The organism is Streptomyces sp. NPDC059454 (assembly GCF_042749965.1).
Lineage (GTDB): Bacteria > Actinomycetota > Actinomycetes > Streptomycetales > Streptomycetaceae > Streptomyces.
In genome coordinates this window covers 1-22,798 of the sequence record NZ_JBHYVC010000067.1, presented here as the reverse complement: position 1 = coordinate 22,798, position 22,798 = coordinate 1, and the positions used below count along the sequence as shown (strand labels likewise).

The 22,798-nt window shown below is 71.4% G+C and carries 16 protein-coding genes and 1 pseudogene; 9 read left to right on the top strand and 8 right to left on the bottom strand.

Annotation, left to right across the window (positions count from 1 at the left end):
• Positions 1-42: 42 nt before the first annotated feature.
• The 3 genes from ACFXAE_RS30780 to mshC all read left to right on the top strand — a co-directional run bounded on the left by ACFXAE_RS30780 (position 43) and on the right by mshC (position 2,763).
• Positions 43-633, top strand: a complete 591-nt coding sequence (locus ACFXAE_RS30780) for a DUF3090 domain-containing protein (RefSeq protein WP_384721080.1) — start codon at positions 43-45, stop codon at positions 631-633.
• Positions 597-1,430, top strand: coding sequence for an SCO1664 family protein (locus ACFXAE_RS30775; protein ID WP_384721077.1), 834 nt, complete (start codon positions 597-599; stop codon positions 1,428-1,430). Before ACFXAE_RS30780 ends, ACFXAE_RS30775 begins: the two co-directional genes overlap by 37 nt.
• Before the next feature lie 103 nt (positions 1,431-1,533).
• On the top strand, positions 1,534-2,763 hold the full coding sequence (gene mshC / locus ACFXAE_RS30770; protein WP_384721074.1) for a cysteine--1-D-myo-inosityl 2-amino-2-deoxy-alpha-D-glucopyranoside ligase: 1,230 nt from the start codon (positions 1,534-1,536) through the stop codon (positions 2,761-2,763).
• A gap of 45 nt (positions 2,764-2,808) precedes the next feature.
• Here the strand turns inward: mshC and ACFXAE_RS30765 are convergent, their stop codons facing one another.
• The 6 genes from ACFXAE_RS30765 to ACFXAE_RS30740 all read right to left on the bottom strand — a co-directional run bounded on the left by ACFXAE_RS30765 (position 2,809) and on the right by ACFXAE_RS30740 (position 10,021).
• A complete protein-coding gene (locus ACFXAE_RS30765; protein WP_384721071.1) occupies positions 2,809-3,915 on the bottom strand; it encodes a PAC2 family protein in 1,107 nt (368 codons plus the stop codon).
• Between the two features lie 162 nt (positions 3,916-4,077).
• Complete coding sequence (locus ACFXAE_RS30760) at positions 4,078-4,749, bottom strand: FadR/GntR family transcriptional regulator (protein WP_384721068.1); 672 nt, start codon at positions 4,747-4,749, stop codon at positions 4,078-4,080.
• Between the two features lie 132 nt (positions 4,750-4,881).
• Positions 4,882-6,498 (bottom strand): FAD-dependent oxidoreductase, encoded by a 1,617-nt coding sequence (locus ACFXAE_RS30755; RefSeq protein WP_384721065.1) that lies wholly within the window; start codon positions 6,496-6,498, stop codon positions 4,882-4,884.
• 8 nt (positions 6,499-6,506) lie between these two features.
• Positions 6,507-8,045, bottom strand: a complete 1,539-nt coding sequence (glpK, locus tag ACFXAE_RS30750) for a glycerol kinase GlpK (protein ID WP_384721062.1) — start codon at positions 8,043-8,045, stop codon at positions 6,507-6,509.
• An 83-nt stretch (positions 8,046-8,128) separates the two neighbouring features.
• Entirely contained in the window at positions 8,129-8,923 is a 795-nt protein-coding gene (locus ACFXAE_RS30745) for an MIP/aquaporin family protein (protein ID WP_384721060.1), read from the bottom strand.
• A 333-nt stretch (positions 8,924-9,256) separates the two neighbouring features.
• A complete protein-coding gene (locus tag ACFXAE_RS30740; protein ID WP_384721057.1) occupies positions 9,257-10,021 on the bottom strand; it encodes an IclR family transcriptional regulator in 765 nt (254 codons plus the stop codon).
• 300 nt (positions 10,022-10,321) lie between these two features.
• Between ACFXAE_RS30740 and metH the strand changes: the two genes are divergently transcribed.
• The 4 genes and pseudogenes from metH (at position 10,322) to ACFXAE_RS30720 (ending at position 18,157) form a co-directional block, all read left to right on the top strand.
• The gene (gene metH / locus ACFXAE_RS30735; RefSeq protein ID WP_384721054.1) at positions 10,322-13,834 is read left to right on the top strand and encodes a methionine synthase; all 3,513 of its coding nucleotides are present in this window, start codon (positions 10,322-10,324) and stop codon (positions 13,832-13,834) included.
• Positions 13,835-13,952: 118 nt separating this feature from the next.
• Positions 13,953-14,654, top strand: coding sequence for an HAD family hydrolase (locus tag ACFXAE_RS30730; RefSeq protein WP_384721051.1), 702 nt, complete (start codon positions 13,953-13,955; stop codon positions 14,652-14,654).
• A gap of 444 nt (positions 14,655-15,098) precedes the next feature.
• Positions 15,099-16,706 (top strand): ABC transporter substrate-binding protein, encoded by a 1,608-nt coding sequence (locus ACFXAE_RS30725; RefSeq protein ID WP_384721048.1) that lies wholly within the window; start codon positions 15,099-15,101, stop codon positions 16,704-16,706.
• A gap of 186 nt (positions 16,707-16,892) precedes the next feature.
• Positions 16,893-18,157, top strand: a pseudogene (locus tag ACFXAE_RS30720) (ABC transporter substrate-binding protein).
• Here ACFXAE_RS30720 and ACFXAE_RS30715 read toward each other — a convergent pair.
• Together ACFXAE_RS30715 and ACFXAE_RS30710 are read right to left on the bottom strand one after the other, a co-directional pair.
• A complete protein-coding gene (locus ACFXAE_RS30715; protein WP_384721046.1) occupies positions 18,121-18,792 on the bottom strand; it encodes a response regulator in 672 nt (223 codons plus the stop codon). The pseudogene ACFXAE_RS30720 and the gene ACFXAE_RS30715 overlap by 37 nt on opposite strands.
• A 14-nt stretch (positions 18,793-18,806) precedes the next feature.
• Complete coding sequence (locus ACFXAE_RS30710) at positions 18,807-19,733, bottom strand: RecB family exonuclease (protein WP_384721043.1); 927 nt, start codon at positions 19,731-19,733, stop codon at positions 18,807-18,809.
• A gap of 320 nt (positions 19,734-20,053) precedes the next feature.
• Between ACFXAE_RS30710 and ACFXAE_RS30705 the strand changes: the two genes are divergently transcribed.
• Both ACFXAE_RS30705 and ACFXAE_RS30700 read left to right on the top strand, forming a co-directional pair.
• Positions 20,054-21,772, top strand: a complete 1,719-nt coding sequence (locus ACFXAE_RS30705) for a site-2 protease family protein (RefSeq protein ID WP_384721040.1) — start codon at positions 20,054-20,056, stop codon at positions 21,770-21,772.
• A 60-nt stretch (positions 21,773-21,832) separates the two neighbouring features.
• Positions 21,833-22,735, top strand: a complete 903-nt coding sequence (locus ACFXAE_RS30700; protein ID WP_073933638.1) for a tRNA (adenine-N1)-methyltransferase — start codon at positions 21,833-21,835, stop codon at positions 22,733-22,735.
• The last annotated feature ends 63 nt before the right edge of the window (positions 22,736-22,798 follow it).

Here is a 22,798-nt window from a genome sequence, read left to right as displayed (position 1 = left end):
CCCGCCCCCAACGCCCACCACGACTCTCAATGGAGACAGGACGTGTCCCGTCAGGTGTTCCTCTACGACCAACCGGAACGTTTCGTGGCCGGTACGGTCGGACTGCCAGGGCGCCGTACGTTCTTCCTCCAGGCCTCCGCCGGCTCCCGGGTGACCAGCGTGGCCCTGGAGAAGACCCAGGTCGCGGCGCTCGCCGAGCGGATGGACGAACTCCTCGACGAGGTCGTGCGCCGCAGCGGCGGCAGCGCCCCGGTGCCCGCGATGACGCCGGCCGAGATCACCGACAGCGCCCCGCTGGACACCCCGGTGGAGGAGGAGTTCCGCGTCGGCACCATGGCGCTCGCCTGGGACGGCGAGGAGCAGCGCATGATCGTCGAGGCGCAGGCCCTCGTCGAACTGGACGCCGACACCGAGGAGGACCTCGCCGAGGCCGAGGAGCGGCTGCTTCAGGACGAGGAGAACGGGCCCCCGATGCTCCGCGTCCGGCTCACCGGCGCGCAGGCCCGGGCCTTCGCCAAACGCGCCCTCGACGTCGTCAACGCCGGGCGGCCGCCGTGCCCGCTGTGCAGCCTCCCGCTCGACCCGGAAGGACACGTATGTCCGCGCCAGAACGGATACCGCCGCGGAGCGTGACGGCCGCCGACCCGGCCGCCGCGGTGCTGCTCGCCGAGGGCGAACTGACCGTGCGCGGACGCATCCGTGAGGCGTCGAACGCGGCGCTGTACTGCACCGTGACGCACGAGGGCCGGCAGGCCGCGTGCGTCTACAAGCCGGTCGCCGGGGAGCGGCCCCTGTGGGACTTCCCCGACGGCACGCTCGCCGGGCGCGAGGTCGCCGCCCACGCGGTCTCCGAGGCGACCGGCTGGGGCCTCGTCCCGCCCACCGTGCTCCGCGACGGCCCCTACGGCGAGGGCATGTGCCAGCTGTGGATCGAGACGGCACCCGGCGCGGAACTCCTCGCCCTGGTCGACGGCGAGGAACCGGAGCCGGGCTGGAAGGCGGTCGGCTTCGCCGAAGTCGGTGAGGGCCGTACCGCGCTGCTCGTGCACGCCGACGACGAGCGGCTGCGCCGGCTCGCGGTCCTCGACGCGGTGATCAACAACGCCGACCGCAAGGGCGGGCATCTGCTGCCCACCGCGGAGGGACTGCTGTACGGCATCGACCACGGGGTCACCTTCAACGCCGAGGACAAGCTGCGCACCCTGCTGTGGGGCTGGGCGGGTGAGCCCCTGACCGCGGAGGCGCTGGACGTCCTCGAGGGCCTCAGAACGGCCCTCACCGGCACCGGTGCCCTCACCGCCGCCCTGACCCCCCTCATCACCCGCGCGGAGATCGACGCCACCCGCGCGCGCGTCGAGACCCTCCTCGCCACCGGCACCCACCCACAGCCGGGCGGCGACTGGCCGGCCATCCCCTGGCCCCCGGTCTGACGGGACCGCGAGCACGCCGGACGGCGCGGGGCAAGAGCGCCTTCCCGGTCATCCGGCCTGCTCCCGTTCGTTTTCCGAACCGCGGTCCGGTTAGGCTCATGACATGCATGCCTGGCCCGCTTCCGAGGTCCCCGCCCTGCCCGGTCAGGGCCGCGACCTGAGGATCCACGACACCGCGACCGGAGGCCTGATCACCTCCGCCCCCGGTCCCGTCGCCCGTATCTACGTCTGCGGCATCACCCCCTACGACGCCACCCACATCGGACACGCGGCGACCTACAACGCGTTCGACCTCGTGCAGCGCGTGTGGCTCGACACCAAGCGGCAGGTTCACTACGTCCAGAACGTCACGGACGTCGACGACCCGCTGCTGGAGCGGGCCGAGCGGGACGGCCTCGACTGGGCCGAGCTCGCCGAGCGCGAGACCGCGCTGTTCCGTGAGGACATGACGGCCCTGCGGATGCTGCCCCCGCGCCAGTACATAGGCGCCGTGGAGGCGATACCCGGCATCGTCCCGCTCGTCGAACGGCTGCGCGACCTCGGCGCGACCTACGAGATCGACGGCGACGTCTACTTCTCCGTCGAGTCCGACCCGCACTTCGGCAAGGTCTCGAACCTCGACGCCGCCGCCATGCGGCTGCTGTCCGCCGAACGCGGCGGCGACCCGGACCGCCCGGGCAAGAAGAACCCCGTCGACCCGATGCTCTGGATGGCCGCCCGCGAGGGCGAGCCGAGCTGGGACGGCGGCTCCCTCGGCCGGGGCCGCCCCGGCTGGCACATCGAGTGCGTGGCCATCGCCCTCGACCACCTCGGCATGGGCTTCGACGTCCAGGGCGGCGGCTCCGACCTGGTCTTCCCGCACCACGAGATGGGCGCCTCCCACGCCCAGGCGCTCACCGGCGAGTTCCCCATGGCCACGGCGTACGTCCACGCCGGCATGGTCGCCCTGCACGGCGAGAAGATGTCCAAGTCCAAGGGCAACCTGGTCTTCGTGTCCGCGCTGCGGCGCGACGGCGTGGACCCGGCGGCGATCCGGCTGGCGCTGCTCGCCCACCACTACCGCGCCGACTGGGAGTGGACCGACCAGGTCCTCCAGGACGCCGTGACCCGCCTCGGCCACTGGCGTGCCGCGGTCTCCCGCCCCGACGGTCCGCCCGCCGAGGCGCTGGTCGAGGAGATCCGCGAGGCGCTCGCCAACGACCTGGACGCCCCGGCCGCACTGGCGGCCGTCGACCGCTGGACCGTGCTCCAGGAGGAGAGCGGCGGCACGGACACCGGCGCTCCCGGCGTCGTCTCCCGCGCGGTGGACGCGCTGCTCGGCGTGGCGCTGTAACCGGACACGACGACGAAGGGGCGCCCACCCGGGGCGCCCCTTCGTTCAGTCCTCCGACGACTCGTCGCTGCCCGAGTCCGAGCCGGAGCCCGAGTCCGAGCCCGAGTCCGAGCCGGAGCCCGAGTCCGAGCCCGAGTCCGAGTCGGAGCCCGAGTCCGAGCCCGAGTCCGAGCCGGAGTCCGAGTCCGGTTCGGAGTCCGTCTCCGGCCTCGGCGGCCTCGGCGGGCGGGTGCGCCCGCCCGGGCCCTCCCGCCGGTACGACGTACCGTCCGAGCCGTCGGCCGTGGCGTGCCCGCCGGGCGGACCCGACGCCCCGTCACGGCGCCGCAGATAGCGCTCGAACTCGCGGGCGATCGCCTCGCCCGACGCCTCCGGCAGCTCGGCGGTGTCCCGGGCCTCCTCCAGCGTCTGGACGTACTCGGCCACCTCGCTGTCCTCCGCGGCCAGTTGGTCCACACCCACCTGCCAGGCACGCGCGTCCTCGGGCAGTTCGCCCAGCGGGATCCGCACGTCGATCAGGTCCTCCAGGCGGTTGAGGAGGGCCAGCGTGGCCTTCGGGTTGGGCGGCTGCGAGACGTAGTGCGGAACCGCCGCCCACAGCGACACCGCGGGCACGCCCGCGTGCGCGCACGCCTCCTGGAGGATGCCGACGATGCCCGTGGGGCCCTCGTACTTGGTCTCCTCCAGGTCCATGCGGCGGGCCAGGTCCGGGTCGGACGTGGTCCCGCTGACCGGGACCGGACGGGTGTGCGGGGTGTCACCGAGCAGCGCGCCCAGCACGACCACCAGCTCCACGCCGAGCTCGTGCGCGAAGCCGAGGATCTCGTTGCAGAACGAACGCCACCGCATGGACGGTTCGATGCCGCGGACCAGTACCAGGTCGCGCGGCTTCTCGCCGCCGACCCGGACCACCGACAGCCGCGTCGTCGGCCAGGTGATCTTGCGGACGCCGTCCTCCATGAACACCGTGGGGCGGTTCACCTGGAAGTCGTAGTAGTCCTCGGCGTCCAGCGCCGCGAACACCTCGCCCTTCCACTCCCTGTCCAGGTGCGCGACCGCGGTGGAGGCGGCGTCACCGGCATCGTTCCAGCCCTCGAACGCGGCCACCATGACCGGGTCGACCAGCTCGGGAACCCCCTCGAGCTCGATCACCCAGCGCCTCCTTCCGACGTTCCCTCGCGTACGCCCCAACCTTACGGCGTGCTCACGGGGCGCCCGCAGCCCCCTCGCAGGGGGAGTGCCCCCATCACTGCCCCGTCGGGCACCGGGAAACACCCGCCGGCGATCCGGGAGCCCCGGGGCGGAAGGAGACGTTCACAGCGTGGACCGCAGCCACTGCTCCACGCTCGCGATGTGCACCGTCGCCCAGGACCGCGCCGCCTCCGCGTCCCGGTCCCGCAGGGCGGCGAGGATGGCCCGGTGCTCGCGCAGGGTGCGGCCGACCGCGTCCTCCTGGGTGAGCCCGCGCCAGATCCGGGCCCGGGTGGTGGGGCCGGACAGACCGTCGAGCAGGGAGCACAGCACGGAGTTGCCGGAGCCGCGCACGATGCCCCGGTGGAACTCCAGGTCGGCGGCGACCAGGTCCTCCACCGACGGCTCGTCGCCGAGCCTGTCCAACTGCTCCGACAGCGCGTCCAGTTGCTCCTCGCCGATCCGGGTGGCCGCGAGGGCCGTCGCGGCCGGCTCCAGGATGCGGCGTACGGCGAGGAACTCCAGGACCGTGTCGTCGCGGTGGAAGTCGACGACGAAACTCAGTGCCTCCAGCAGGAGTTGCGGGTCGAGACTGGTGACGTAGGTGCCGTCGCCCTGCCGTACGTCCAGGATGCGGATCAGCGACAGGGCGCGCACCGCCTCGCGCAGCGAGTTGCGGGACAGCCCCAGCCCGGCCGCGAGCTCGCTCTCCTTGGGCAGCCGGGCGCCGGGACGCAGCGCGCCCGAGACGATCATTCCCTTGATCTTCTCGATCGCCTCGTCGGTCACTGCCATACCGCGCCTCCCTGCGGACCAGACCTCCGATGTATCCAGCCCATTATGTACGGGTCAGGGGCGGCTCCGTCGGCGCGGAGTCGCCCCTGACCCGTACGCCGGCTCCCGTGCGGGGGAGCCGGGGAGTGCCGGTCACTTCTTGTCGAGCAGCTCCTGGACGTTCGCGCGGACCTCGTCCGTGGCCAGGCCCCGGATCGTCAGGGTGGTGCGGCGGCGCAGCACGTCGTCCGCGGTCTCGGCCCACTCGTGGTCACGGGCCCAGACGACCTGCGCCCAGATCTCCGGGGCGTCCGGGTGGACGCGCCGGGCGAGCGCCGGGTCGTCGTTGGCCAGCCGGGCGATGTCGAAGGCCAGCGAACCGTAGTGGGTGGCCAGGTGCCTTGCGGTGTCCGCCGCCATGCGCGGGCCGGGCGCCGGGCCGTCGACCAGCAGCCGGTGGGCCACCGCGCGGGGGTTGGCCACGCCCGGCAGCGGCAGCTTCTTCGGCAGCGAGGCGATCGGCTCGAAGTCCTCGCCCAGCGGGTGACCGGGCAGCGCCTGGAGCTTCTGCATCACCGTGCGGCCGATGTGGCGGAAGGTGGTCCACTTGCCGCCCGCGACGGACAGCATCCCGCCCCGGCCCTCGGTGACGACGGTCTCCCGCTTGGCCTTGGCCGTGTCCCCGGGGCCGCCCGGCAGCACCCGCAGACCGGCGAAGGCGTACGTGATCAGGTCACGGTCGAGCTGCTGGTCGCGGATGGAGAACGCGGCCTCGTCGAGTATCTGCGCGGTGTCCTTCTCCGTGACCGCGACGTCCGCCGGGTCGCCCTCGAACTCCTCGTCGGTCGTGCCGAGCAGCAGCATGTCCTCCCAGGGGAGGGCGAAGGTGATCCGGTACTTGTCGATCGGCGTGGCCAGCGCGGCCTTCCACGGGGAGGTCCGCTTCAGGACCAGGTGCGCGCCCTTCGACAGACGGATGGACGGCGCGGCGTCCGGGTCCTCCATGCGGCGCAGGTGGTCGACCCACGGGCCGGTTGCGTTCAGCACGAGCCGGGCGTTCACCCCGAACTCGTCGCCCGAGAGCCGGTCGCGCAGCTCGGCGCCGGTGACCCGGCCCTTGGTGAAGCGCAGGCCCGTCACCTCGGCGTGGTTGAGGACGACGGCGCCCGACTCGGCCGCCGCGCGGACCGTCATCAGCGCCATGCGCGCGTCGTTCATCTGGTCGTCGCCGTACACGGCCACGGCCTTGAGGTTCTCGGTGCGCAGCTCCGGCACGTCCTGCGCGGCCTTGGCCGGGGAGAGCAGGTGGCCGACGCCGTCGCCGAAGGCGGACAGCGCCGAGTACGCGAAGACGCCGGCCCCGAGCTTCGCCGCGCCGTGCGGCCCGCCCTTGTACACGGGGAGGTAGAACGTGAGCGGGTTCGCCAGGTGGGGGGCCACCTGGCGGGAGACCGCACGGCGCTCGAAGTGGTTCTCCGCGACCAGCTTCACCGCGCCGGTCTGCAGGTAGCGCAGACCGCCGTGGAGCAGCTTGGAGGAGGCGGAGGAGGTGGCGCCGGCGAAGTCACCGGCGTCCACCAGGGCCACCCTGAGGCCGGACTGCGCGGCGTGCCAGGCGGTGGAGATGCCCAGGATGCCGCCGCCGATCACGAGGAGGTCGTACGACGCCTTGGAGAGCTGCTCCCGGGTCTCGGCGCGGCTCGGGTTCGAGCCGGACGCCGGGTGCGTCCCCAGGGCAGGCACGGTCTGCAGGGTGGACTGGGTGGTCATGGCGGTTCTTACTCCTCGTCCTCGAGCCAGCCCATGGTCCGCTCGACGGCCTTGAGCCAGCTCTTGTACTCACGGTCGCGGGTGTCCGCGTCCATGCGGGGGGTCCACTCGGCGGCCCGCCGCCAGTTGGCGCGCAGGTCGTCGGTGCTGTTCCAGAAGCCGACGGCGAGGCCGGCGGCGTAGGCGGCGCCGAGGCAGGTGGTCTCGGCGACCATCGGGCGCACCACGGGGGCGTCCAGGAAGTCCGAGAGCGTCTGCATCAGCAGGTTGTTGGAGGTCATGCCGCCGTCGACCTTGAGGGCGGTCAGCTCCACGCCGGAGTCCTTGGTCATGGCGTCCGCGATCTCCCGCGTCTGCCAGGCGGTGGCCTCCAGCACGGCGCGCGCGAGGTGCGCCTTGGTGACGTACCGGGTCAGGCCGGCGATCACACCGCGGGCGTCGGAGCGCCAGTACGGGGCGAACAGGCCGGAGAAGGCCGGCACGAAGTAGGCGCCGCCGTTGTCCTCGACCGACAGGGCGAGGGTCTCGATCTCGGCGGCGGTGGAGATCAGGCCCATCTGGTCGCGCATCCACTGCACCAGCGAGCCGGTGACGGCGATCGAGCCCTCCAGGGCGTAGACCGGCTTCTGGTCGCCGATCTGATAGCCGACCGTGGTCAGCAGGCCGCTGTAGGAGTTGATGATCTTGTCGCCGGTGTTCATCACCATGAAGGTGCCGGTGCCGTACGTCGACTTGGTCTCGCCCTCGGCGAAGCAGGTCTGGCCGAACAGGGCCGCCTGCTGGTCGCCGAGCGCGGAGGCGACCGGGATGCCGCCGAGCAGCTCGCCCAGCCTGCCGCCGGTGATCTCGCCGTAGACCTCGGCGGAGGAGCGGATCTCGGGCAGCATGGCCAGCGGGACGCCGATGGACTCGGCGATCTTCTCGTCCCACTGCATGGTGTGCAGGTTCATCAGCATCGTGCGGGACGCGTTGGTGACGTCGGTGACGTGCCGGCCGCCGTTCACACCGCCGGTCAGGTTCCAGATGACCCAGGTGTCCATGGTGCCGAAGAGGATGTCGCCCGCCTCGGCGCGCTCCTTGAGGCCGTCGACGTTGTCGAGCAGCCAGCGGGCCTTGGGACCGGCGAAGTAGGAGGCCAGCGGAAGGCCGGTCTCGCGGCGGAAGCGGTCCTGGCCGACGTTGCGGCCGAGCTCGCGGCACAGGGCGTCGGTGCGGGTGTCCTGCCAGACGATGGCGTTGTGGACCGGCTCACCGGTGTTCCTGTCCCACAGCACGGTGGTCTCGCGCTGGTTGGTGATGCCGATGGCCTTGATGTCGTCGCGGGTGATGCCGGCCTTCTCGATGGCCCCGGCGACGACCTCCTGGACGTTGGTCCAGATCTCGGTGGCGTCGTGCTCGACCCAGCCGGGCTTGGGGAAGATCTGCCCGTGCTCCTTCTGGTCGACGGAGACGATGCGCCCGTCGCGGTCGAAGACGATGCAGCGGGAGGAGGTCGTGCCCTGGTCGATGGCGGCGATGAACGGGCCGGCGGTGTGGGCGTCGGTCACTGTGTGCTCCTGGGAGTTCCTTGGTTACGGGGCTGTACGTACGGCGCTGCTACAACATTCGCCGTTGACGGCGATCTGGTCACCTAGGCGAAGGCGACGTTGTAGATACCGGCCGCGAGGGCGCCGCCGATCAGCGGACCGACCACCGGGACCCAGGCGTAGGACCAGTCGGAACCGCCCTTGTTGGGCAGCGGCAGCAGCGCGTGCACGATGCGCGGACCGAGGTCACGGGCCGGGTTGATGGCGTACCCGGTCGGGCCGCCCAGCGACAGGCCGATGGAGACGACGACGAGCGCCGTGATCAGGCCGCCCAGCACGCCCAGGCCGTTGCCCGCGTCGTTCAGGCCCTGGGTGAGCACGGCCAGCAGCAGCACGACGGTGCCGATGATCTCCGTGGCGAGGTTCTGCACCGGGTTGCGGATCTCCGGGCCGGTGGAGAAGACGCCGAGCACCGGGCCCGCGCCCTTCTCCCGCGCCTCGACCGCCTTGGCGGCGGTGGTCTGCGCGCCCGGACCGCCGACGATCTCCTTGTCGGTGAGGTGGGCCAGGAACTGGCCGTAGTAGGCCACCCAGACCAGAGCCGCACCGATCATCGCGCCGAGGAACTCTCCGGCGAAGTAGACCGGAACGTTGCTCCAGTCGCCGTCCTTGACGGCGAGCGCCACGGTGACGGCCGGGTTGAGGTGGGCGCCGGAGAGCGGCCCGGCGATGTAGACGGCCGTCATGACGGCGAAGCCCCACCCGAAGGCGATGGCGAGCCAGCCGGCGTTACGGGCCTTGGAGGCCTTCAGGGTCACGGCGGCACAGACGCCGCCGCCGAGCAGGATGAGTATGGCGGTACCGATGGTCTCGCCGATGAAGATGTCGGAGCTGGACACCCGCGACTCCTTTGTCCTTCGTCCAGGGAAGCCGACCCCCGGGTCCCGCCGGGGATTGGCGCCCTCAGGGGTGAGAGCGATGCCGGCCCTTGGCGTTGTCACACTCTAGCGCGTATTGCCGGTAGGTGTTCGACAATGCCGACCGATGGACGGGAGTCTTTCCCGACGCCTCGTGGGCGTCAAGAGTTTGGTTATCGAAAACGCGATCGTTATCGATCGCCCCGAGTTGTCGATCTTCGCGGCGGTTGTGCCGCCTCGCACCCGGTATGTCCGCCCCGGGGCACGGCTGTGACCGGGACGCCGTACGGCGTCCCGGTCGTCTTCGTGTTCCGCTCAGAACCGTCCGGCGCCCAGGTCCCGCGACACCGCGCGGGCGCAGTCCCGTACCGCGGCGATCAGCTCGTGCCGCAGCTCCCCGTCCCGGCGCAGCCGCTCCACCGCCCCCGTGATGCCCACCGCGCCCACCGGCATGCGCCGCCGGTCGTGGATGGGGGCGGCGACGGCGGCGACGCCCTCCCAGGTCTCCTCCACGTCCGCCGCGTAGCCACGCGCGCGGGTGAGGTCGAGGATGTGTTCGAAGCCGTCCGGGTCGCACACCGTGCGGTCGGTGAAGGCCTTGCGGTCGGCCTCCAGGGCCTCGCTGTGGGCCACCGGGTCGTAGGCCGACAGCACCTTGCCCAGCGCCGTGGAGTGCAGCGGCTGCATGGCCCCTATCTCCAGCACCTGCCGGCTGTCGTCCGGCCGGAAGACGTGGTGCACGATCAGCACGCCCCGCTGGTGCAGCACACCGAGGTAGACGCTCTCGCCGCTGGAGCGGGCCAGGTCGTCCGTCCACACCAGGGCGCGCGCCCGCAGCTCGTGCACGTCGAGATAGGTGGTGCCCAGACGCAGCAGCTCGGCGCCCAGCTGATAGCGCCCGGAGGCGTCGTCCTGCTCGACGAATCCCTCCTGCTGGAGGGTGCGCAGGATGCCGTGGGCGGTGCCCTTGGCGAGGCCCAGTGACGAGGCGATGTCCGACAGGCCGAGCCGTCGCTCGCCGCCCGCGAGCAGCCGCAGCATCGCTGCCGCCCGTTCGAGCGACTGGATGTTCCGTGCCATCGCCGTACTGCCTCCGTCCCCTTCGGCCGTCGACCCGCGACGCGCCGCTGCCGCTGTTCGGCAATGCCGAACACTACCGGTCGATGCCGACCTCTCGCCAATGATCGGTCGTGATCGGTTCCCCCACTCGTACTCCGTACGTCGGCCGTCGGCCATCATCGTCCGCCCCGTGGACTCCCTGAACATCAGGGGACGGTCCCGGATACCCTGGCGAGGTGCGCCCAGCCGGGGACGCTCCGTGAGGGGATTCCCGGGCAGCCGCAAAGCCGACAGCCGTCGCACCCTGAGGGAGCCCCTTTCATGGCCTCGTTGCCGCAGACCCCTTCCGCCGACAGCCGGACCCGTGTGTCCGCCCTCCGCGAGGCGCTCGCCACCCGGGTGGTGGTCGCCGACGGAGCCATGGGCACCATGCTCCAGGCCCAGGACCCCACGCTCGAGGACTTCCAGAACCTCGAGGGCTGCAACGAGATCCTGAACCTGACGCGCCCGGACATCGTCCGTTCGGTCCACTCCGAGTACTTCGGCGCCGGGGTCGACTGCGTCGAGACGAACACCTTCGGCGCCAACCTCACCGCCCTGGGCGAGTACGACATCCCGGAGCGCGTCGTCGAGCTGTCCGAGGCGGGCGCCCGCATCGCCCGCGAGACGGCCGACGAGTACGCCGCGCGGGACGGCCGTATCCGCTGGGTGCTGGGCTCGATGGGCCCCGGCACCAAGCTGCCCACCCTCGGCCACACCACTTTCGCCGCCATCCGGGACGCCTACCAGCAGAACGCCGAGGGCCTGCTCGCGGGCGGCGCGGACGCGCTGCTGGTGGAGACGACCCAGGACCTGCTGCAGACCAAGGCCTCCGTGATCGCCGCCCGCCGCGCGATGGAGACCGCCGGGTTCGAGGTCCCGCTGATCGTGTCGGTCACGGTCGAGACCACCGGCACCATGCTGCTCGGCTCCGAGATCGGTGCCGCGCTCACCGCGCTGGAACCGCTGGGCATCGACCTGATCGGCCTGAACTGCGCCACAGGACCGGCCGAGATGAGCGAGCACCTGCGCCACCTGGCCCGCCACTCCCGCGTCCGGCTGTCCTGCATGCCCAACGCCGGCCTGCCGGAACTCACCAAGGACGGCGCCCGCTACCCGCTGTCCCCGGGAGAGCTCGCGGACGCCCAGGAGAACTTCGTACGCGACTACGGCCTGTCCCTGGTGGGCGGCTGCTGCGGCACCACGCCCGAGCACCTGCGGCAGCTCGTGGAGCGCGTGCGCGACCTCGCCCCGGCCGAGCGCGACCCGCGCCCGGAGCCCGGTGCGGCCTCCCTCTACCAGACCGTCCCCTTCCGCCAGGACACCTCCTACCTGGCGATCGGTGAGCGGACGAACGCCAACGGGTCGAAGAAGTTCCGCGAGGCGATGCTCGAGGGACGCTGGGACAACTGCGTGGAGATGGCCCGCGAGCAGATCCGCGAGGGCGCGCACATGCTGGACCTGTGCGTGGACTACGTGGGCCGTGACGGCGTCGCCGACATGGAGGAACTGGCCGGACGTTTCGCCACCGCCTCCACCCTGCCCATCGTCCTGGACTCCACCGAGGTCGACGTCATCCGGGCCGGGCTGGAGAAGCTCGGCGGCCGTGCGGTGATCAACTCGGTGAACTACGAGGACGGCGCCGGCCCCGAGTCCCGCTTCGCCAAGGTCACCCAGCTCGCCAAGGAGCACGGCGCCGCCCTCATCGCGCTCACCATCGACGAGGAGGGCCAGGCCCGCACCGCCGAGAAGAAGGTCGAGATCGCCGAGCGGCTGATCGACGACCTGACCGGCAACTGGGGCATCCGTGAGGAGGACATCCTCGTCGACTGTCTGACCTTCACCATCTGTACCGGCCAGGAGGAGTCCCGCAAGGACGGCCTGGCCACCATCGAGGGCATCCGCCGGCTGAAGGAGCGCCACCCGCGGGTGCAGACCACCCTCGGCCTGTCGAACATCTCCTTCGGCCTCAACCCGGCCGCCCGCATCCTGCTGAACTCGGTCTTCCTCGACGAGTGCGTCAAGGCCGGCCTGGACTCGGCGATCGTCCACGCGTCGAAGATCCTGCCCATCGCCCGCTTCAGCGAGGAAGAGGTCCGGACGGCTCTGGACCTCATCCACGACCGTCGTGCCGAGGGCTACGACCCGCTCCAGAAGCTCATGCAGCTCTTCGAGGGCGCCACCGCCAAGTCCCTCAAGGCGGGCAAGGCCGAGGAACTGGCCGCGCTGCCCCTGGAGGAGCGCCTCAAGCGCCGCATCATCGACGGCGAGAAGAACGGCCTGGAGGCCGACCTGGACGAGGCCCTGGGCACCCGCAAGGCCCTCGACATCGTCAACGACACCCTCCTGGACGGCATGAAGGTCGTCGGTGAGCTGTTCGGCTCCGGCCAGATGCAGCTGCCGTTCGTGCTCCAGTCCGCCGAGGTGATGAAGACGGCCGTCGCGCACCTCGAGCCGTACATGGACAAGACCGACGAGGCGGGCAAGGGCACCATCGTGCTGGCCACCGTTCGCGGCGACGTGCACGACATCGGCAAGAACCTGGTCGACATCATCCTGTCGAACAACGGCTACAACGTCGTCAACCTGGGCATCAAGCAGCCGGTCTCCGCGATCCTGGACGCCGCCGACGAGCACAAGGCCGACGTCATCGGCATGTCCGGGCTGCTGGTGAAGTCCACGGTGATCATGAAGGAGAACCTGGAGGAGCTCAACCAGCGCGGCCTGGCCACCGACTACCCGGTGATCCTCGGCGGCGCCGCCCTCACCCGCGCCTACGTCGAGCAGGACCTGCACGAGATCTACCAGGGCGAGGTCCGCTACGCCCGCGACGCCTTCGAGGGCCTGCGCCTGATGGACGCCCTCATCGGCATCAAGCGCGGTGTGCCCGGCGCCCAGCTGCCCGAACTGAGGCAGCGCCGGGTCCGCGCGGCCACCGTGGAGATCGAGGAGCGGCCCGAGGAGGGGCACGTCCGCTCCGACGTCGCCACCGACAACCCGGTCCCCACCCCGCCCTTCCGGGGCACCCGCGTGATCAAGGGCATCCAGCTCAAGGAGTACGCGAGCTGGCTCGACGAGGGCGCCCTGTTCAAGGGCCAGTGGGGCCTGAAGCAGGCCCGTACCGGCGACGGGCCGACCTACGAGGAGCTGGCCGAGACCGAGGGCCGGCCCAGGCTGCGCGGACTGCTCGACCGGCTCCAGACGGAGAACCTGCTGGAGGCGGCCGTGGTCTACGGCTACTTCCCGTGCGTCTCCAAGGACGACGACCTGATCATCCTGGACGAGCAGGGCAACGAGCGCACCCGTTTCACCTTCCCGCGCCAGCGCCGCGGCCGCCGGCTGTGCCTGGCGGACTTCTTCCGCCCGGAGGAGTCCGGCGAGACCGACGTGGTCGGCTTCCAGGTGGTCACCGTCGGATCGAGGATCGGCGAAGAGACCGCCCGGATGTTCGAGGCCAACGCCTACCGCGACTACCTGGAGCTGCACGGGCTCTCCGTGCAGCTGGCGGAGGCCCTCGCCGAGTACTGGCACGCGCGCGTGCGCTCCGAGCTCGGCTTCGCGGGCGAGGACCCGGCCGCGATGGAGGACATGTTCGCCCTGAAGTACCGGGGCGCCCGCTTCTCCCTCGGCTACGGCGCCTGCCCCGACCTGGAGGACCGCGCCAAGATCGCCGCCCTGCTCGAACCCGAGCGCATCGGCGTGCGGCTCTCCGAGGAGTTCCAGCTGCACCCCGAGCAGTCCACGGACGCCATCGTCATCCACCACCCGGAGGCCAAGTACTTCAACGCCCGCTGAGGCCCCGCCGGCCGCACCGGGCGTTCGCGGCCCGCACGACGTACACTGGTCGGTCCATCGCAGGCCGGTTCCCCCCGGGGGGAACCGGCCTGGTCGTCCCTGTGAAGGAGGTACGTGGATGACCAGTACGGTCCCCGCGTTCGGAACCCGGACGGCCGAGGGTTCGGCCCTGCAGGCCGTGCTCCTCGACATGGACGGCACCCTGGTGGACACCGAGGGCTTCTGGTGGGACGTCGAGGTCGAGGTCTTCGCCTCCCTCGGTCACACCCTCGACGACTCCTGGCGCCATGTCGTGGTCGGCGGCCCCATGACCCGCAGCGCGGGGTTCCTCATCGAGGCCACCGGTGCCGACATCGGCCTCCCCGAGCTGACGGTGCTGCTCAACGACGGCTTCGAGGACCGTATCGACCATGCCCTGCCGCTGATGCCGGGCGCCGCGCGACTGCTCGCCGAACTGTCCGAGTACGAGATCCCCACGGCGCTCGTCTCCGCCTCCCACCGGCGCATCATCGACCGGGTGCTGACCACGCTGGGCCCGCAGCACTTCGCGCTGTCGGTCGCCGGCGACGAGGTACCGCGCACCAAGCCGCACCCCGACCCGTATCTCGCGGCCGCCGCCGGGCTCGGTGTGGACCCCGTACGGTGCGCCGTCGTCGAGGACACCGTGACCGGTGTCGCCGCCGCCGAGGCGGCGGGCTGCCAGGTCGTCGTGGTGCCCTCGGTGGGCCCGATCACCCCGGCCGCCCGGCGGACGGTCGTCCCCTCCCTGGAAGCCGTGGACCTGACATTCCTGCGCGGTGTGATGACGGAAATGCGCTAGGCGTTCACCCAGCGCAGCGGTGTTACCGCCGGAATTCCCGCCACTCGGCTTCACAGGCCCGGCGCATGCGCACGAAAGAATTCGGCCCGCTTGCCGGTGGCCGAATTCCGGCGCCGTCGAGCCCGTTTTCGCATGTGAGGTTCACCACATGAAGGGGGGTCGACAACGATGTCTGCCTGTGCCTTGCGCACCATTTCGGAGGTTGCTGGTGCACCCTTGTGTCCCGATTCGTAGGAAGCTGCGCCAATCCTTCCCGGGTCGCCTTTACCGGTGCGTTCACACCTGGTTTCACTGCGTGATGTGCCCTCAACTCCGGCGGCTGCGAACCCTCCTGCGGGCGCGGACTAATGTCATCGCGAGAACCTCGCCCCCATCCCTGTGATCCGCTGCAACAACCCCCGCATGCCGGATACACGGAGTCGACAGTCCTGGAGAAACTCGAGCATGAACCGCAAGACTTTGGTGCTGGCGGCCGCGATGGGCCTCCTCGCGCCGGTGCTCGCCGCCTGCGGCGACACCGAGGGCGGGAGTGGAGACGGCGACGCGATCGTCGTGGGCACCACGGACCGGTTCACCGCATCCAAGGAGGACGGCCCCGCGCCCCTCGACCCGGCCTGGTCCTATGACGTCGGTACCTGGAACATCCTGCGGCAGACCGTGCAGACCCTGATGGTCCAGCCGCGGGGTGACGGCGAGCCGGTGCCCGAGGCCGCCGAGTCGTGCGGATTCACCGACGCCGGCAATGAGCGCTACAGCTGCACCCTGCGTGACGGCCTGAAGTTCTCGAACGGCGACGCGATCACCGCGGAGGACGTGAAGTTCTCCATCGAGCGCGCCCTCGCCATCAAGGGCGACAGCGGCGTGTTCGCGCTGCTGTCCACCATCGACACGGTCGAGACGCAGGGCGACCGCGAGGTGATCTTCCACCTCAAGAGCGCCGACGCCACCTTCCCGTACAAGCTGTCCACCCCGGTCGCGGGCATCGTCAACCCGGACGACTACGACAAGGGCAAGCTGCGCGAGGGCTTCGAGATCGACGCCTCCGGCCCGTACACCCTCGAGGGCAAGGTCGAGGACGGCACGATGGTCAGTGCCACCTTCACCAAGAACCCCTCCTACAAGGGCGCGCTGGAGGTGAACAACGACAAGGTCGAGATGGTCTCCTACGACAGTGCCGAAGCCATGGGCGAGGCGCTGGAGAAGGGCGACATCGACATGGCGACCCGCACCATGTCGCCGGAGCAGATCCAGGAGCTCGGCACCGCCACCGACGACGAGATCGAGCTGGTCGAGTCGCCCGGTCTGGAGATCCGGTACCTGGCGTTCAACACCGAGGCCCCCACGGTGAAGGACAAGGCCGTCCGTCAGGCGATGGCCCGGGTCATCAACCGCAGCGAGCTGGTCGGCAACGTCTACGGCTCCCAGGCCGAGCCGCTGTTCTCGCTGGTCCCCGCCGGCGTCACCGGTCACACCAACGCGTTCTTCAACAAGTACGGCGACCCGAACGTGGCCAAGGCCCGCGAACTGCTGGAGGAGGCCGGCGTCAGCACCCCGGTGAAGCTGACGCTGCACTACACGCACGACCACTACGGCCCCGCCGCCAAGGCGGAGTTCGAGCAGCTGAGCAAGCAGCTCAACGACAGCGGTCTGTTCGAGACCGACATCAAGAGCGAGACCTGGAACAAGTTCAAGACCGCCGCTCAGAACGAGAAGTACGACGTCTACGGCATGGGTTGGTTCCCCGACTACCCGGACGCCGACGCCTTCACCGCCCCCTTCCTCGGCGAGGACAACTTCCTCAGCTCGCCCTACGCCAACACCAAGATCATCAAGGAGCTGATCCCCGAGTCGCGCCGCCAGGCCGACCGGCTGTCCGCCTCCGACAGCCTCTCGGAGATCCAGGACATCGTCGCCGACGAGGTCCCGGTGATCCCGCTGTGGCAGGGTAAGCAGTACGTCGCCGCCCGCGACGGCGTCACCGGCACCGCCTACGCGCTCAACTCCTCCTCGACTCTCCAGCTGTGGGAGCTCGGGCGCGGCGTCACCGAGTGACGAAACCGCACGAGCCCGGACCGGTGGCGCGGTCCGGGCAGTAAGAACGACAAAGCACAGCACGTGAATGCGCGTCACCCGTGGCCAGTCCTGCCCATCGTGGCGGGGCTGGCCTCCGGCCTGTTGACCGGCTGTGGTGCCGAGGGCGGCGACACGGGGGCCGACGGCTGCGACGTCGTGGTGGGGATGTGTCCGACGACGTCCTGTCCACCGACCCCGCCTCCTGGCTGTTGTTCAGCAACGTCTTCCAAGTCGCTGCTCGGCTTCCTCGAGGGAGCCACCGAGCCGCCGCCGGACGCCGCCGAGAGCTGCGGCTTCGCGGACGCCGGCACCACCGTCTGCAGCTGCACGCCGCGGGACGGACTGAAGTCCAGCAACGGTGACCCGCTCACCTCGAAGGACGTGAAGTTCTCCTTCGACCGCGTGCTGAAGATCAACGACCCCGACGGGCCCGCGGTCATGTTCCCCCCGGTGGAAGAGGTCAGCACCCCGACGAGAAGACGGTCGTCTTCGAGCTCAACACACCCGACGCCACCTTCCCCAGCAAGATCGCGTCCGGCGCCGGTTCCCTCGTCGACCACCGCGAGTACGACGCCGGGGGACTGCGCGAGGACGGGGAGGCGGTCGGCTCCGGCCCGTACGAGCTGGACTCGTTCGCCAACGACCGCGCCGTCTTCTCCGTCAACGAGCACGACAAGGGCACCGCCGAGACCAAGAACTCCGGCGTGACCCCGGAGTTCTTCCACGGTGACCAGAACGCCCTGAAGAAGGCCGTACAGGACGCCGAGGCCGACATCGCCTACCGCGGCCTCACCGCCGAGGCCATCAACGACATCGAGCGGGCCGAGGACGGCACCGGCGGCACCGAGGTCGTCGAGGGCAGCAGCGCCGAGGTCCAGCACCTGGTCTTCACCAGGGACGACCCGGTCGTCGGAAGGCGCGGAGTGCGCCGGGCCATCGCCCATCCGATCGACCGTGACGCCCTCGTCCGGGACGTCCACCAGGGCACGGCCGGCCCGCTGTGCTCGATCGTCCCGGCCGGCATCGCCGGCCACCACACCGCCTTCTTCGACATCTGCGGCGCCCGCCCCTCCAAGGCCGAGGCCGCCGCGGCGCTGGAGGAGGGCATCACCGGCAAGGCGGAGCTGACCCTGTGGTCCACCCCGTCCCGCTACGGCCCGGCCACCGACCAGGAACTGAAGGCGATCGCCGGACGGCTCGACGCCGGCGGCCTGTTCGACGCCGACGTCGAGTCCGTCCCCTTCGCCCAGTACGAGAAGGACATCGCGGTGCTGTCTCGACGCCTCGACCGTGTTCCGGTTCTGGGAGCTGAGCGAGGGCTGACGCCGTACCGATACGGCGAGGGCGCCCTCCCCGTCAAGGAGGGCGCCCTCGCCGTATCGCGGCTGTCGCGCTACTGCGCGCCGGGGCGCACCAGCCCGCTCTCGTAGGCGTACACCGCCGCCTGCACCCGGTCGCGCAGCCCCAGCTTGGTCAGGACATGGCCGACGTGCGTCTTGACGGTGGTCTCGCTGACGAACAGATCGGCGGCGATCTCCGCGTTGGACAGTCCGCGCGCCACCAGCTTCAGCACCTCGACCTCACGCTCGGTCAGTGTGTGCAGCGTGTTCGGCACCGGCTCGTCACCGGACGGCAGATGCGTGGCGTACTTGTCCAGCAGCCGGCGCGTGATGCTCGGCGCGAGCAGCGCCTCCCCGGCGGCCACCACCCGGATCGCCTGCACCAGCTCGTTGGCCGGGGCGTCCTTCAACAAGAAGCCGCTGGCCCCCGCCCGCAGGGCCTCCACCACGTACTCGTCGAGATCGAACGTCGTCAGCACCAGCACCTTCGCCGGCCCGTCCCGCTCGGGCCCGGTGATCTGCCGGGTCGCCTCCACCCCGTCCATCCGCGGCATGCGGATGTCCATCAGCACCACATCGGGCTGCAGCGCCCGCACCTGGTCCAGGGCCTGGAGGCCGTCTCCGGCCTCGCCGACGACCGCGATGTCCTGCTCGGCCTCCAGAATCATCCGGAACCCGGTACGCAACAGCGGCTGGTCGTCGACCAGTAGGACGCGGATGGCCACCTGAGTCTCCTTCGCTAGTCCGGCCCCATTCTGCCCTGTTGGGCCCCGCCGGACTCGGGCGCCCTCACCGGGAGGGGGTACGGCGGGGGAGTGCCGCCGAACTCCGGGCAGTGCGCCTGGTGGTCGCACCAGCCGCACAGCTTCGTGGGACGCGGGCGCCAGACACCCGTCTCGGTCGCCAGCCGGATCGCGTCCCACAGCGCGAGCAGCTTGCGCTCCACCCGCTCCAGATCCGCGAGCACGGGGTCGTAGGTCAGCACGTCACCACTGCCGAGGTACACCAGCTGGAGCCGGCGCGGGATCACCTTCTTCAGCCGCCACACCACCAGGGCGTAGAACTTCATCTGGAACAGCGCGCCCTCGGCGTACTCCGGCCGGGGCGCCTTGCCCGTCTTGTAGTCGACGATCCGCACCTCACCGGTCGGCGCGACGTCCACCCGGTCGATGATGCCGCGCAGTCTCAGCCCGGAGTCCAGCTCCGCCTCGACGAACAGCTCCCGCTCGGCGGGCTCCAGCCGGCTCGGATCCTCCAGCGAGAACCACCGCTCGACCAGCCGCTCCGCCTCCGCCAGCCAGCGCGCCAGCCGCTCGCCCTCCGGATCGTCGGCGAACAGCTCCATGACCTCCGGCCGGGTCTCGCGCAGTCGGTCCCACTGACCCGGGACCAGCGACTTCGCCCGGGGCGCGGTGCGGTCGGCGGCCGGGGCGTCGAAGAGGCGCTCCAGTACCGCGTGCACCAGGGTGCCCCTGGTCGCCGCCTCGCTCGGCTTCTCCGGCAGCCGGTCGATGACCCGGAACCGGTACAGCAGCGGGCACTGCATGAAGTCACTCGCACGCGAAGGGGACAGCGATGCGGGCGGTATGGCGGCCGTGTCCGCTCGTACGCCCACGGTGACCGGGCTGCCGCCGGCCCGCTCCTCGCCCTCGGTGTTCGTCTCCATGCCACAGACCTTACGGCCCGGCACTGACAGAGCGTGCGCCGCCGACGGAGCGGAAGGGGTGGGGCGGGGGCGGCCGCAGTGGCCGGCGCCCCCGCGTCCCCTCCGGCGGTCCGATCGCGCGCCGGTCCGAGGACGGACACCCCCGGCGTGGCCCCGACCCCCCACCGGCCGCAGGTGCTGCGCGTGACGGTGGGAAGGGAAGGGGAAGGAGGGGAAGGGACAGGGTGCCGGGGCGGAACGCGCGGCGCAGGCCGCATACCATCGACACGAGACCCTCCCGTCCGGCAGGCGCGGGAGACGCAGCGAACGAGGGGACACCGGTGGACGTAAGCGGCGGGCGCGGACAGCCGCGACCCGGCAACGACGAGTCGCCCGACCACACGGGCCCTCGGCCCCCGATCACCCCCGAGCCCGGCCACCCCACCAACGGCCCCGCGGACGAGCCCGCCGCCGACCGGCCCGACGGCGCCCCCGCGCAACCCCGGCCCCCGGCCCCCGATCCGGGGCACCCCTCCGCCTCCCACCGGCCGGCTCCTCGGACTCCGGACGCCGGACCCGGCGAGCCTCCCGCGTCCGCCGACGGACCCGGTGAGGAGTGGGGCGGCCGTCGTCCCGGCGGTACCGCCGCCGACGGCACCCGTACGGGTGCCCAGGCACCGGCAGCCGGGCCGTCCGGTGACGAGCGGGGCGGCCGTCGTCCCGGCGACGCGGTCGACGGCCGGGCCCCCGCAGAGCTCAGGCCCCCGGGCGCCGGACCCGGCGAGCCTCCCGCGTCATCGGGCGGGCCCGATGACGAGCGGGGGACCCCGCGGGCCGGCGGCACCGGCGGGGCACACCCGCTCGCGCACTCCGGTGCCGGGCAGGCGCCGCCGCAGCGGCCGCAGGAGCAGCAGCGGGGCGGGCTGCTCATGGGGCGCCCGTTCGGCGTGCCCGTGTACGTGGCGCCCAGCTGGTTCCTCGTCGCCATCCTCATCACCTGGGTGTTCGGCGGACAGATCGACCGCGTGCTGCCCGAGCTCGGCGCCGCCAGCTACCTCGTCTCCCTGTTCTTCGCGGTCGCCTTCTACGCCTCCGTCCTGGTCCACGAGCTCGCCCACACCCTCGCCGCCCTCCGCTTCAAACTCCCGGTGCGCCGCATCCAGCTCCAGTTCTTCGGCGGCGTCTCCGAGATCGAGAAGGAGGCCGAGACCCCCGGACGCGAGTTCGTGCTGGCCTTCGTCGGCCCCCTGCTCTCCCTCGTCCTGTCCGGCCTTTTCTACCTCGGGCTGCTGGCCGTCGACCCCAGCAGCGTCCCCGGCGTCCTGCTGGCCGGCCTGATGGTCTCCAACCTCATCGTGGCCGTCTTCAACCTCCTGCCCGGCCTCCCCCTGGACGGCGGCCGCATGCTCCGCGCCGTCGTCTGGGCGATCAGCGGCAAGCCCATGACCGGCACCATCGCCGCCGCCTGGGTCGGCCGCGCCCTCGCCGTCGCCGTCCTGATCGGCCTCCCGCTGCTCACCCAGTCCGGCGCCCTCGGCTCCGACGCGGTGGACAACGTGGGCATGGACACCGTCCTGGACGCCCTGCTCGCCGCCATCCTCGCCGCGATCATCTGGACCGGCGCCGGCAACAGCCTGCGCATGGCCCGACTGCGCGAACACCTCCCCGAGCTGCGTGCCCGCAACCTCACCCGCCGCGCGGTGCCCGTCGAGACCGACACGCCCCTCTCCGAGGCCCTGCGCCGGGCCAACGCCGCCGGCGCCCGCGCCCTGGTCGTCGTCGACCCCGACGGCGTCCCCCTCTCCCTGGTCCGCGAGGCCGCCATCGTCGGCGTACCCGAACACCGCCGCCCCTGGGTGCCGGTCGGCGGACTCGCCCAGGACATCACCGACGGCATGCACGTCTCCGCCGAGCTCGCCGGAGAGGACCTCCTGGACGCCCTGCGCGCCACCCCGGCCACCGAGTACCTGGTGGTCGAGGACACCGGCGAGATCTACGGCGTCCTGTCCGCGGCCGACGTCGAGCGCGCCTTCGTGAAGGCGATGGCGCGGCCCAGCTGAACCTCCCGCCCGCACCCGGCCGTGGTCGGCGGCCCCTCCCGGGACGGGTAGGCTGTTCACATGTCCGAACCGACCGGTGCCGCCCGCAGGCGCGGGCCCTTCAAGGTCGGGGACCAGGTTCAGCTGACCGACCCCAAGGGCCGCCACTACACGTTCACGCTCGAGGCCGGGAAGAACTTTCACACCCACAAGGGTTCCTTCCCCCACGACGAACTGATCGGCGCTCCCGAGGGCAGCGTTGTCCGCACCACCGGGAACGTCGCCTACCTCGCGCTGCGCCCCCTGCTCCCCGACTACGTCCTGTCCATGCCCCGCGGGGCGGCCGTCGTCTACCCCAAGGACGCGGGGCAGATCCTCGCCTTCGCCGACATCTTCCCCGGCGCGCGCGTCGTCGAGGCCGGCGTCGGCTCCGGCTCGCTCAGCAGCTTCCTGCTGCGCGCCATCGGCGACCAGGGCATGCTGCACTCCTACGAGCGCCGCGAGGACTTCGCCGACATCGCCCGGCAGAACGTCGAGCGCTACTTCGGCGGCCCGCACCCCGCCTGGCAGCTCACCGTCGGCGACCTCCAGGACAACCTGTCCGACACCGACGTCGACCGCGTCATCCTCGACATGCTCGCCCCCTGGGAGTGCCTGGAGGCCGTCTCCAAGGCGCTCGTCCCCGGCGGCATCCTGTGCTGCTACGTCGCCACCACCACCCAGCTCGCCCGGACCGTCGAGTCCATCCGCGAGATCGGCTGCTTCAACGAGCCGACCTCGTGGGAGACGATGATCCGCAACTGGCACATCGAGGGCCTGGCCGTCCGCCCGGACCACCGGATGATCGGCCACACCGGCTTCCTGCTCACCGCCCGCCGCCTCGCCGACGGCGTCGAGCCGCCCATGCGCCGCCGCCGCCCCGCCAAGGGCGCCTACGGTGAGGACTACGCCGGCCCCAACGCCGACGGAGGCGCCGCCCGCTGACGCGGCCCGCCACCCCCACAACGAACGGGCGCCGTGGCGCAGTTCCCGGTGACCGCCGGGACT